Origin of the sequence: Streptomyces sp. NPDC019443 (assembly GCF_044389785.1) — a bacterium.
Taxonomy (GTDB): Bacteria; Actinomycetota; Actinomycetes; order Streptomycetales; family Streptomycetaceae; genus Streptomyces.
In genome coordinates this window covers 1-12448 of the sequence record NZ_JBIRYJ010000016.1, presented here as the reverse complement: position 1 = coordinate 12448, position 12448 = coordinate 1, and the positions used below count along the sequence as shown (strand labels likewise).

At 70.1% G+C, this 12448-nt stretch carries 6 protein-coding genes and 3 pseudogenes; 5 read left to right on the top strand and 4 right to left on the bottom strand.

Features of this window, described 5'->3' with window-relative positions; all coding sequences use genetic code 11:
* Nucleotides 1–956: 956 nt before the first annotated feature.
* Both ACH492_RS32910 and ACH492_RS32905 read right to left on the bottom strand, forming a co-directional pair.
* Nucleotides 957–1169 (bottom strand): annotated as a pseudogene (locus tag ACH492_RS32910) (SulP family inorganic anion transporter); the annotation flags it as partial.
* Nucleotides 1133–2317: a C45 family autoproteolytic acyltransferase/hydolase gene (locus ACH492_RS32905; protein WP_398991975.1), complete on the bottom strand. Its 1185-nt coding sequence runs from the start codon at nucleotides 2315–2317 to the stop codon at nucleotides 1133–1135. The pseudogene ACH492_RS32910 and the gene ACH492_RS32905, both read right to left, overlap by 37 nt.
* A gap of 200 nt (nucleotides 2318–2517) precedes the next feature.
* Between ACH492_RS32905 and ACH492_RS32900 the strand changes: the two genes are divergently transcribed.
* From ACH492_RS32900 to ACH492_RS32885, 4 genes and pseudogenes are all read left to right on the top strand, one after another.
* Complete coding sequence (locus ACH492_RS32900) at nucleotides 2518–3957, top strand: amino acid permease (RefSeq protein WP_398991973.1); 1440 nt, start codon at nucleotides 2518–2520, stop codon at nucleotides 3955–3957.
* 297 nt (nucleotides 3958–4254) lie between these two features.
* Nucleotides 4255–5499, top strand: a complete 1245-nt coding sequence (locus ACH492_RS32895) for a pyridoxal phosphate-dependent aminotransferase (protein ID WP_398992198.1) — start codon at nucleotides 4255–4257, stop codon at nucleotides 5497–5499.
* An 81-nt stretch (nucleotides 5500–5580) separates the two neighbouring features.
* A pseudogene (locus ACH492_RS32890) lies at nucleotides 5581–6337 on the top strand (CoA transferase subunit A).
* Between the two features lie 94 nt (nucleotides 6338–6431).
* Nucleotides 6432–7078 (top strand): annotated as a pseudogene (locus ACH492_RS32885) (3-oxoacid CoA-transferase subunit B).
* Nucleotides 7079–7122: 44 nt separating this feature from the next.
* On the opposite strand, the gene ACH492_RS32880 reads toward ACH492_RS32885, so the two are convergent.
* The gene (locus ACH492_RS32880; RefSeq protein WP_398991971.1) at nucleotides 7123–8061 is read right to left on the bottom strand and encodes a MurR/RpiR family transcriptional regulator; all 939 of its coding nucleotides are present in this window, start codon (nucleotides 8059–8061) and stop codon (nucleotides 7123–7125) included.
* Between the two features lie 67 nt (nucleotides 8062–8128).
* The gene (locus ACH492_RS32875; protein ID WP_398991969.1) at nucleotides 8129–8683 is read right to left on the bottom strand and encodes a helix-turn-helix domain-containing protein; all 555 of its coding nucleotides are present in this window, start codon (nucleotides 8681–8683) and stop codon (nucleotides 8129–8131) included.
* A 311-nt stretch (nucleotides 8684–8994) separates the two neighbouring features.
* Here ACH492_RS32875 and ACH492_RS32870 point away from each other — a divergent pair, with 311 nt between their 5' ends.
* A complete protein-coding gene (locus tag ACH492_RS32870) occupies nucleotides 8995–11421 on the top strand; it encodes a hypothetical protein (protein WP_398991967.1) in 2427 nt (808 codons plus the stop codon).
* Nucleotides 11422–12448 lie beyond the last annotated feature (1027 nt).

The window sequence follows — 12448 nt, the reverse complement described above, 5'->3', positions numbered from 1 at the left end:
CGGGTAGGTGCCGTCCAGGACACCGGCCCGGAGGTAGACGGGATGGCCGTCGCACTTGTTGTCCTTGACCGACATGTTGAGGGGGGCGTACGAGTTGCTGCTGGTCTTCTTGTACGTCGCGCTACCGCAGCCCCCGTTGAAACATGCGCCCAACTGCGGCGCACCCGCGTGGTGAGCCGCCAAGCCCCCTCACCACAGCCTGGGCGGCTGCGCCACGCACCACGGACGTCGGGTGTACGGGTCCCCTGCAAGGCCGGCCCACCGGCTGACGGCTGTTGCCCTACAAGTGCCGCCGTCACCTGGGGGCATGAGTACCTGTTTCTGATCCCCGTTCCTGAGTAGCCTTGGGGCCTGTGGTGGCCTTGTGTCCGAGGGCGTCGGCCGGTCCCGGGACAGGATCTGTCGGGCTTGTGGCGAACGCCTCAGGCCGGGTGCCCGGCCTGAGGCCCGGTTCTGGCCTGGGTCGTGTCGTGCCAGGCAGTGGCGTACGGAACGGCGATTACGCAAGCGTCTGGCGGCGGTGAAGGCCGGCGCCGGTGAGATGGAGTGCCCGGTGTGCGGGGACCGGTGGACAGCTGGTGTGGACCGCAGGTCGACGGCCGTGTACTGCTCGCCGAAGTGCAAGGTGAGGGTCTGGAGGCGGAGGAACGAACCGTACGCCGAACGGTCAGTAACCGCAGCGCGTACGTCTCAGTGGGTCAGATTCGGCCTGTTTGCGGTCACTTGCGGTCGCCTCGACGCGACCTCACCCTCGGACTCCTTACCAGTAGGCATGCGCGGCCTTGTCGTCCTCGAGACCCCAGTAGACGGGCGGGGCGGCGTTGTCGTGGCCGTACGTAGTCCGGGACCGCTGCATCGTCGTTACGAAGGCACCGGAGTGGGCCTCCTGCGGCTCTGAACTGCGCCGTGGGCCGGCGGACGGCACGTGAGCTGTGCGGTGTCGTCCCCCGTCGGGGGGCGATCACTGCGGTCATGAGCGGTGAGCCCAGTCCGCAGAGGGTGTTGCCGACGCCTTGGGAGAACAGTTCCGCGTTGTACTGGGTACGTGGTTTGTCGTGCATCTTGTCGACGGCGGCGGCACTGAGGATGCTTTCGGCGGAGGCGATGACGGCGAAGGTGATGACCATGGTGATCACTTCGGGGTCGGCGAGTCCGGCGAACTCGCCCGGGCTGAGGGCGGCTCCGCGGCCCGCTCGGGTGCGATGCCCCGGGCGAAGTCGGACAGCGGGAGCTCGGCGGTCCCGCCTTGGGGGCCGCGTACGACGATGCGGTCGGCGGTCAGGTCGGCGACCACCGTGCACAGGGTCATGAGCGGGTCGCCGTCGGCGGCCGTGCGATGGACGCCGCACGGCAGTGGGGCTCCGGTGAGGGTGTTCAGGAACCAGGCGCTCGACGGCGTGGGCCCCTCGGGGCGCAGTTTCTCCAGTGCGCGGCCCCGCGCGACGCTCTCCTCGTACTGGCCGAGGGAGTCGGTGGAGGGGGCGACGCCGTCCGCGGGTCCCTCCGGCGCCCTGTCCAGGGAGTCGGGCAGATGGCGCAGGTGGTTGGTGTGCCAGTGCAGTGGTTCGGCCGGTGTCGACTCGACGACGGCGGTCAGGCCGGCTGCCGATTCCGCGATGGCGACCCGACCGGTGGCGCGCTCTCCGAAGGCGTAGGAGAAGCCGCCCGCGCTGGGGCGCGTGCAGAGATGGTCCAGGGCCGCATCCAGGGTGGCGGCCTGTTGCATGGCGCGGGCGACGAAGTGGCGTCCGGCGCCGCCGTCCACCGGATGGACGACCTGGATGTGGTTGATGCCCCAGACGAGTCCATGACCGGTGGCGGTGAAGGTGTTCGCGGGCACGAACCCCGGATACCACTGGACCGTGACCGGCTCCAGGCCGTCGATCGCCAGGGTGAGCAGCATCAGACGGCCGTCGAGCGCGGGCGCGGCGTCCTCGTTGTGGGCGACGAAGGAGCGGTCGCCGCGCCAGATCAGGTCGGTGCACCCGGTTCCGTCGCCTGTGCCCAGGTCGCCGCGGAGGTTGGCCAGGAGAAGGTCGTCGAAGTCGACTCCGGCGCCCTCCGCCAGGGCCTCCAGCTCCGCGAGTTCCTGCGGATGGCGCTCGCGCGTGGCGCGCAGTACGCGCTCGAGCAGGGCACCGCCGTCCTCGGTGCTCACATGGCGGCTCAGGCCGTCGCGCTCCGGCATGGCCTGCTGTACGGCCCTGATGTCCGCCCTGGCCGTCTCGCCGAGGGCCTGGAACACCGCCCGCCGGGGTCCCGACACCACGAGCCAGCGCAGACCGGCCAGCTGCTGCTCACGTACGACGACGCTCATGTACCGCGCCTTTCCGGCGTTCATCCCCGATGTTCGCGGAACGTTCGCCTCCGAAGTTTTCGGAATGGAACTCGCAAGAGGCTTGACGCCAATGAGATTGCAGGATCAATAGTAGACGCAAGCGTAATTGCAGTCCATGTGTGTGCCTCCCCCGCCCCGAAGTGTGTCCCCGTCCCCTGCCACGGTGAGGAGCAGTCCCCATGCAGCACCCCAGCAGACCGAGTCCACCGGTCGAATCCGCCACCCTGCGTCCGGCGCTGGGCAACCGCCAGATGTCGATGATCGCCATCGGTGGTGTGATCGGCGCCGGCCTCTTCGTCGGCAGCGGCAGCGCCATCAAGCAGGCCGGCCCCGCCGTCCTGGTCGCCTACACCGCCATCGGTGTGCTCGTCATCCTCGTCATGCGGATGCTCGCGGAACTGGCCGTGGCGCAGCCCGACTCCGGGTCGTTCTCCAGCTACGCCAGCCGGGACCTGGGTCCTTGGGCAGGGCTCTCCGTGGGCTGGCTCTATGCCTACCAGTGGTGCGTCACCGTCGGCTTCGAGGCGGTCGTGGGGGCCGCCATCACCCACCAGCTGCTGCCCTCGATCCCGACCTGGCTCGCGGCCCTGGTCCTGATGGTCGCCCTGATCAGCGTCAACTTCGCCCGGGTGGAGTTCTTCGGCACCTTCGAGTTCTGGTTCGCCATGATCAAGGTCGCCGCGATCGTGGCCTTCCTCCTGCTGGGACTCGCGGCCATCCTCGGAGCAGTCCCCGGAACCCCCGCGCCCGGCGCGTCCAACCTCACCGGCCAGGGAGGCTTCGCCCCGGAGGGCTGGCTGACCGTTCTGCAGGCGTCCCTCATCGTGTTCTTCTCGTTCTTCGGTACCGAGGTCGTCACCATCGCCGCCGGCGAGGCCAAGGATCCCGCTCGCGCGGTACGGCGCGGCATCAACAGTGTGGTCTGGCGGATCCTGCTCTTCTACATCGGCTCCATCGCCCTGGTCGTCGTCCTGCTCCCGTGGAACTCGACCGCGGTCACCGAGAGCCCGTACTCGGCGGTCCTCGACCACCTCGGTATCCCGTACGCCGGCACGGTCATGAACTTCATCGTGCTCACGGCGGTGCTGTCCTGCCTCAACTCCGGGATCTACGCCTCCTCCCGGATGCTGCACTCGCTCGCCAAACGCGGCGAAGCACCCCGGCTGCTGACCCGCACCATGCGTTCCGGTGTCCCGGCCCCCGCCATCATCGCCGCGTCCAGCGTCGGCCTCGTCACCGTCGTGGCGAACTACTTCCTGCCGACGGCAGCCGTCTACCAGTTCCTCCTCGACTCCTCGGGCAGCGTCGCGGTCATCGTGTACCTGGCCATCGTCGTGACCCACCTGCGCGGTCGCGCCAGGCTCGATCGCGGTGGCTTCGAGAACCGCCGCGTGAAGATGTGGGCGTACCCGTATCTCGACATCCTGGCGCTGGTGGGGCTGCTGGCCGTCATTGGCGGTATGGCCGTGAGCGGGGGGAGTCGGCGCTCCCTGATGCTGACGCTGCTCGTCACCGCCATCACCGTGGTCGCCGGATTCATCCACCAGCGGGTACGGCCCCGGGGTGATTCCTCCGGATCGCGTCCCGCCCCCGAGGACGCCGCCGTCCCCGCTCCATGACGGCCTGCGCGCAGCCTGCCCGGGACCCCCGGGCGGGGGCCTGTGCGTACGCGCCTGCCACTCCGTGAGGACTGCGCGCAGCATGCGGGCCGACTCCGGGGCGGCCTGCGGGCGGCACGCCCGTCGACTCCGCTCGGATTGATGCGCCGTTGCCCGAGCGGGGAAGTCCCCGATCGCCCGCACCCCAGGGCGGTCGGGGACTTCATTCGATGATGATGCAAGTTCATTTGCATAAAATCGGAATCACGTATGTATTCTTGCAGCGCGACCACCCGAGGAGAGTGGGATCCCGTGACCATGCATTCAGCGACCCTGGCGATCAACGAGACACTCCAGGCCCGCAAGGCGGCAGGTGAGAAAGTGCTCCACCTGGGCTTCGGCGAGGCCGGACTGCCTGTACCCGACGACATCGCCGCCCTTGTGTCCCGGGCCGCCGGACGCAACAGCTACGGCGCCGTCGTCGGCTCGCTGGAAGCGCGAGAGGCCGCCGCCGGATGGTTCGGCCGCCGGGGCCTGCCGACCGAGCCGGACCAGCTGCTGTTCGCCCCGGGCAGCAAGGCCCTGCTGTTCGCGCTGCTGGCCGCGCTCCCCGGCGACCTCGTACTGCCCTGCCCCGCCTGGGTCAGCTACGCCGCGCAGGCGGCCATCGTGGGCAAGCGGGTCATCGACGTACCGATCCCGGCCGAGTGCGGTGGCATCCCGGACCCCGAGCTCCTGGAGCAGGCCCTCACCCAGGCCAAGGCCGCCGGCGCCAACCCCGGCGTGCTGCTGCTGACCGTGCCCGACAACCCCACCGGCACCGTCGCGCCCGCGGAGTACGTCCGTGCGGTGTGCGCCATCGCCGAGCGCCACGGCCTCGCCGTCGTGTCCGACGAGATCTACGCCGAACTCTGCCACGACGGACAGCCCGCCCCGAGCGCCACCGCGTACCTGCCCGAGCGCACCGTGGTGACCAGCGGCCTGAGCAAGTCGATGGCCCTCGGCGGCTGGCGCATCGGCTTCGCCCGCGTTCCGGACAACCAGTGGGGTGTCGAACTCATGCGCGACCTTATCGGCGTCGCGAGCGAGGTGTGGTCCAGCCTGGCCGCCCCCATGCAGGCCGCCGCGGCGCACATCCTGACCGACCCCGACGAGGTCACCGGCCACATCGCCGCCGCACGCCGCCTCCATGCCACGGTGGCCCGCGCCGTGTACGACGAGTTCATCCGCGCCGGTGCTCTCTGCCGTGCTCCCCAGGCCGGCTTCTACCTCTACCCCGACTTCGAGCCCGTCCGCGACGACCTCGCCCGCCAGGGCATCACCACGGGCGCCGAGCTGGCGCACGTCCTGCTGGAGCGGTACGGCGTGGGACTCCTCGCCGGGGAAGCCTTCGGCGACGAGCCGCGCGCACTGCGCGCCCGGGTCGCCACCAGCCTGCTGTACGGCGAGTCGGCCGACGAGCGCTGGACCGCCCTGCGCGGCGACGCCCCGCTGACCCTGCCCTGGATCGCCGGTTCCCTGGACCACTTGCGGGAGGCCCTCACCGGCCTCACCCAGGGCTGATCCGAACCCACGGATCCGCACGCAGGGATCCGGACGCAGGGCAGATCCGAGCAGCCGGCGCCGAAGGAAGGAAGTGCGCAGATGGACAAGACGGTTTCGAGCGCGACGCAGGCCGTCGTGGACATTCCCGAGGGAGCGTCGCTGGGGGTGGGCGGCTTCGGGGTGTGCGGCATCCCGTCCGTACTGATCCATGCCCTGTACGAACAGGGAGCCGGGAACCTGCGGGTCGTGTCGAACAACTGCGGCGTCGAAGGGATCGGCCTGGGCGTCCTGCTGGACGCGGGGCGGATGCCCGGGCAACGGCTCCTACGTCGGCGAGAACGGCGAGCCGGCCCGCCAGTATCTGGGCGGGGAACTGGAACTGGAACTAGTCCCGCAGGGCACCCTGGCCGAACGGCTGCGGGCCGGTGGCTGCGGTATCCCCGCCTTCTACACCCCGGCCGGCGTCGGCACGCAGGTCGCCGACGGTGGTCTGCCGTGGCGCTACGGCCGCGACGGCGGTGTGGAGACGGCCTCACCAGCGAAGGAGGTCCGGTCGTTCGACGGCACCGACTTCGTCCTCGAACACGCCGTCACCACCGACTTCGCCCTGGTCCGGGCCGCCTGTGGAGACCGTCACGGCAATCTCGTCTTCGCCCGTTCCGCGCGGAACTTCAACCCCTTGGTCGCCACGGCCGGGCGGATCACGATCGCCGAGGTCGAGGAACTCGTCGAGCCCGGCGCACTCGACCTGGACGAGGTGCACGTGCCCGGCGTCTTCGTCCAGCGCGTCCTCGCCCTCACCCCGGAGCAGGCCGCCGACAAGCACATCGAGAAGCGGACCGTCCGGCTCCGCTGAGCGTCCCTGATCGGCCGTACCCCGGCCCTCCGGCGGCCCCGCGCCGCCACGACCCTCGTGGGGCAGAACAGACACGGCATGGAACCGGCAGGACATGGCGGCGCGGGCCGCCCGCGAGCTCACCGACGGCTCGTACGTCAACCTCGGCATCGGGCTTCCGACCCTCGTCCCCAACTACCTGCCGCTCGGCGTCGAGGTGGTGCTCCAGTCGGAGAACGGCATCCTCGGCCTGGGCCAGTACCCGGACGACGACGCGGAGCCCGCGGCGGGAGGCGTCGACCCCGACCTCATCAACGCCGGCAAGGAAACCGTCACGGTGCTGCCCGGCGCCTCCTTCTTCGACTCCGTTCTGCCGTTCGGCATGATCCGGGGCGGCCACATCGACCTCGCGATCCTCGGCGCCCTCCAGGTCAGCTCGGGCGGCGACCTCGCCAACCGGACCGTCCCCGGCAAGATGATCAAGGGGATGGGCGGGGCGATGGACCTCGTCCACGGCGCCCGCCGGTGATCGTCCTGATGGAACACACCGCCAGAGACGGCTCCCCGAAACTCGTGGAACGCTGCACGCTGCCGCTGACCGGTCGGGCGTGCGTCCAGCAGATCATCACCGACCCCGGTGTCTTCGAGGTACACGACGACGGACTGCACCTCCTCGAAACGGCTCCCGGTGTCGAGGCCGGCGAGATAGTGGCGCGCACCGGGTGCGCGGTGCGCGTCCCGCAGGACGCGCTGGTTGCCTGACCGCGTCGCTGTGAGGGCGTGTTCCGAGGGACCCGGAGCCGGGATCAGTCCGCCTCCGGTGCCGACTCGTGCGAGTTGCCCGGCACCGCGCGCCGGTTCCCGACGGCGTAGACGCCGAATTCCTCCAGCAGCTCCTCCTCCAGCAGCAGCGCCGAGCGGACCTGCTGTCCTGCGGCCTGGGCGACACCGCCGGCGAGGGCCTGGACCAGCGAGGTGAAGGCCGTCATGGAGCGCAGGACCGCGGGGCCGGAGGCATCGATGAAGAACGCGTGGTCCGCGAGGGGAGCCAGGGGGGAGCCCGGGTTGTCGGTCAGCGCGACGCATCGGGCCCCACGGGTCCGGGCCCACTCGAAGGCGCGTACCGTCTCCGCGGAGTAGCGGTGGATGGACACCGCCACGAAGCAGTCGCCCTCCCGCACGCGCCGCAGCTCGTCGGTGAGCGTGCCCGCGCCTCCCGCCACGACCTCCACCTCCTCGCGCAGCATGCGCAGGAGGTAGCCGAGGAGATACGCCGGGGCGTGGCACTTGCGCAGGCCCATCACATGGACGCGCCGCGCCTTCGCCAGGGCCGTGACCGCGGCGTCCCACTCGGCGCGGTCAATCCGGGCGAAGGTACGGGCGACGTTCGCGCGGTCCTGGGCGGCGGCGCGGTCCAGCAGGTCGCTGCCCTCGAGGTTCAGTTGTTCCAGGTTGTCGTACCGCCGCAGCAGCTGGGCCTGCTCACGCAGCCGCTCCCGGCACAGGCGGGTCAGCCCTGGATAGCCGGGCAGTCCCAGGGCCGTGGCGAACCGGACCACCGTCGCCTCGTTCACACCGACCGCTGAGGCCAGATCGGAGATCGTCATGAACGCCACGCCTTCCGGGTCTGCCATGACCCGTTCGGCGAGCAGCCGATGTGAAGGGGTGAGCCTGTCGAGGCGCTCCTGGAGCCGTGCCACCAGCTCGTCGAAGGTGCCCGGTGCCTGCTGTGCTGAGGGTGCCATGGTCAGATCTTCTCGCCTTCGGGCGGTATCGGGCCACGGCCGGGTCGACTCCCGCCGACGGACCGCGTCACCCGTCGCCCTCCGGCTCCCAGCGCAGGTCCCCCGGCCGGCACTCCAGCACCTCGCAGAGCGCGGCGAGGGTCCGCGAAGCGCACCGCCTTGGCGCGGTCGTTCTTGAGTACGGCCAGGTTCGCGGGGTGATCCCGACGCGCTCGGCGAGTTCGCCCACGGACATCTTCCGCTTGGCCGGTATCACGTTGATGTTGATGTTGATGTCGACCGCATGGTCATCGTCGCAGCGGAACCACCAGCCCCCTCTGCGACCGGGCGCCTGTTGGCGGTGCAGCTGCGCATCCGTACCATCATCGACGACATCTCCGCTGCGTTGCGTACCGCTGTGGCTGCCCCGGAAGGAGAGGCCCGGGGCCAGGAGACCAGCTATGCGCCGCTGCTGCTGGACGCCGCCCGCCTCGCCTACCACGCCGGGCCAGAAAGAAGTGGCCGAGTCGCTCGCCCAGAAGCTCAGCGACGAGGGTGCCGGCGCGCAACTGGCGGCCAGCGCCGTGGACAGCCGCCCTGAGACGAGCACCGCGGAGCGCATCGCCGCCTGAACGACGGCCATTGACCACGCTACCTGTCACGACCAGCGATAGATGAAACTTTGCCTCGCATGGCCTCTGAGCTGCAGCACTTCAAAGTAGGTTCGGAGGGCTGCGGGGGAGTGGTTGACTTGCAGCGTTCCTTGTGGATCTCTGGCGCGTGGGTCGTTGACCTGCTATGCCGCAACTTGCCCCGGACGACAGCAAGTTTGCTCGGCTGCGTCAGCCCGGCATGAGCGTAGGAGACTTGCAAGCGGTCTCAGCGTCTGCGAGGACTGGCACCTGCGGGGCATCCCGCTCCCTCGACAGATGCTCGGCTTTCAGGCGGATCAACGTGTCTTCGACCAGGGGAAGTTCTCCTTCGTGGTCGAGCTACGCCCTGGACGCGCTGGAGCGGTGGCAGCCCGGCGCGCCCGTTCCCGTGGTCTTCCCGCTCGCCGCCTGGCAGCCGGACCGCGAGACGCTGAGCGCCTGGATGGCGGCCCATATCGCGCAGACGTACCCGGGTGCCACCTGGGGCGGCGAGCTGCTGGCCGCCGAGCGCATCCTGCCGGTCCTCGACGGTCTCGACGAACTCGCCGCACCCCTGCGGGCCCACGCCGTGCGACGGCTGAACGCGGAGCTGGACCCCGGCAGTCCGGTGATGCTGACCTGCCGTACGCAGGTGTACGGGGAGGTGGTGGAGGCAGGGGACGTCTTCACCTCCGCGGCCGTGGTCGAGCTCCAGCCGCTGTCGTTCAAGGAGGCGAGCCGCTATCTGGTGCGTACCTCCCGCCCGTTGAGGGGAAGCGACGGACAGCGCTCGACGTGTTGGGACCCCGTCCTCACACGGCTGCGCGAACACCCCGGGGACCCGTCCGGCGCCGCCCTGCAGCAGGTCCTCGGCACACCGCTGATGGTGGCCATGGCCCGCACGGTGTACGGCGACACCGGCGCCGACCCCATGGAACTGCTCGACGGCGGGCGCTTCTCCGGCCCGGAGGCGCTGGAGCAGCACCTCCTCGACGCGTTCGTACCCGCGGCCTTCGGGGACGCCCCCGACGCCGACCGGGCCGGGCACTGGCTCCGCTTTCTGGCCCGGCACCTGGAGCGGCGGCGGACCCGCGACTTGGCATGGTGGGAACTGCGGCTGGCACTACCGTGGTTGCTCAGGAGCCTTGGGCCGGTGCTGCTCCTGGGATGCATGGCGACGGCGGTCTCCGTCGGCCTGGGGGAGCCCACGACACCCCTCGCCTTCGTCGCCGGGGTCTGTACGGGACACGTGGTCCTGTCGCGCGGCCGCACATGGGCGGAACCCGGCCGGGTGGCGCGTCTTTCCGGGCAGCCGGCCGGACGGTGGCGGATACCGCGCGAGCTGGTGTTGTCGGTCGCGGTCGCCGCGCCCCTGGGGGTCGCCGTCGGGTCCGTCGGCAGTCTCGGATTCGCCTGGGGGGACTTCAACCCGATCCATTTCAACGCGGGCGGACGGCTGGGCCCGGTTGCCGCGGCGATGGCCGCCGGTCTTGCCACCGCGACGATGCTCGCTGTTCTCGGTCTTGCCGGAGACGTCCGCCCGTCCACCATGCCGCTTCTCGGACGCCAAAGGCTCCGGTCTCCCGTCCTGGGCGTGCTGAGCGTGGCAGCCGTCCTGCTGGCGGCCTTCGTCGCCTTCGTACTCGGAACCGAATTCGTCTCCGAGCCCGTGTCCTTGGCGATCGGCGCGCTGGCCGGGCTCGTCGTCGCGCTCGCCGTGTGGCCGGGCGTCACCGGCCGGGCGGCGGCACCGGTGATCAGGCGGGAGCGACGCCGTCGTCCCGGCCCGGCCCTGCTGCGGCCGCTGTCCGTCGGTCTGCTCGGCGGTCTGTGTCTGGGGGCCGCGTTCGGCCTGGCCCACGCCTCGACGCTGGGCGCACGGGCTTCCATGAACGCCGACTTCCCGTCCGGCGCCGTCGTGCACCGGACGGCGGACGGAGGCGCGTACGCCCTCACGACGGGTGGCTGGCACTACGGCCGGCACCCGGACGGGACGCGGTTCGTCCGTACTCCCGGACCGGTGCTCGGAGTCGTCAGCACGTGGGACGGCAGGAGTTACGCGAGGTTCGGAGCGGACGAGGTCCGGGACTGCGCGCACGAGCCGGAATGCACGACCTTCTACGGTCCCATCGAACTGCACCTCTCCCGGGGCAGCTACACGAACGTGCGCGTGGGGCTGCCCAACGGCGTCTTCGCCGACGACACCGGGTTCCAGAACGAACTGCCACCACGCGTCGAGGACTGGCTGTACGCCGTCCCTCCCCGTCGCCTCTTCGAAGCCGCGCTGACCTTCGGACTGGCATTCGGCCTCAGCATCGGCGTGATCACCGGTGTCGCGGCCGGGGTGCACCGGTGGCTGGCCACTCCGGTCGACATCGCACGGGCGTCCAGCCCACTGGCGGGCCTGCGCAGCGACAGGGCGACGGCGGTCACGCGGGGCATCGTCGTGATGGCGTTCGGGACCACGCTCGGCGTCTTCCTGCTCAGGTCGCTGCCGATGAGTCAGAGCAGCATGGGGCTGCCCATGGTCGTCTGGCTGCCGATCGGCCTGCTGGCCATCGCCCTGAGCGCCTGGGGCTGGCTGCTCGTTGTCCGCCTGTGGCTGTGCGGGATGGGCAGGCTGCCGTGGCGGCTCATGGCGTTCCTCGACGAAGCTCATCGGCGGGGCGTCCTGCGCCAGGCGGGGGCCGTCTACCAGTTCCGCCACGCCCGGCTCCAGGAACAGCTTGCCGCCGCCGACCGGACGTGACATGACCGCGGGCCGGGGGAGGGTGGCTCTCCCCGCCCGCGGCCGTCTTATGGGGGTTGGCAGCGTTCAGTGCCTCAGCAGGAGAGGTTCCCGCCGGTCGGCACGCCCAGGATCGCCGCGAACTGCATGCGCACGGTTCCCCCAACGCTGATGAGCAACCCCCTGCGGGGACAGGGCGAAGGGCTTCCATCACTGCCGCCGCTGCTGGGCTCCGGCATCGCGCAGGCGATCTGGTCGGGCAGCGCCCCGTGGCGGCCGCAAGGTCGGTCGCGCCCGCAGCCTGTGCCAGTCGGCGGCCAGTTGGTCACGGCTGCGGTGCGGGGGAGGTCAGCCGCTGCTCGGGGTGGTCGATGAGTGGGTTGCGGTTGCCTTGTGCGGCCTGGCGGGCACCCGGACTGTGAAGCGGCTGCTGGCCCGCGTTTCTCCGCACCGCTCGGAAACTGAGTGAATCGTCCCCGCGCCTCGACTGATCCGGTCACTCATGATTAACGAACCAGAGGACGGTGTAGCCGGCCCAGAGCCCGAAAGTCTGTGCTGGTCGGTCTTGTTGATGGGCCGTCGGGTGAGGGGGTGTCCGCTGTGGAACAGCGAGAGCGGGTCGGCAGCTGTCGAGGCGCAAGAGTGCCCGATCAGGCGCTACATCGCTCAGAGCTTCATAGAGGGCCCGAGGATTATTCTTCGGCCATGCGCTGACGCGGCGCTCTGAGCTACCCTCAGTTTGGTTGGGTCGAAGTGAGTTCGGGCACGGAAGGGAGGAAGGGTGATTTTCGAAATCGGCATTGGCGGTCAGGAATTGAGTACTCGTCACATTCGATACTATTTCCCCGATTTCGGATTTAGACACCAGGAAACGGAGCCACCCCCCAATCCCCTAGCCAGCCTTTGGAATTCGCGGAGCGAATTCCAATCGGCCGAATTGCGGAGCAATTCGTGCCCCGGTCAACGGAGTTGACCGAATTCGCGCGGAGCGCGAATTCCTTTCCGCCGCGTAGCGGCGGCGCGTTGTGTTCGCGGAGCGAACCGCGCG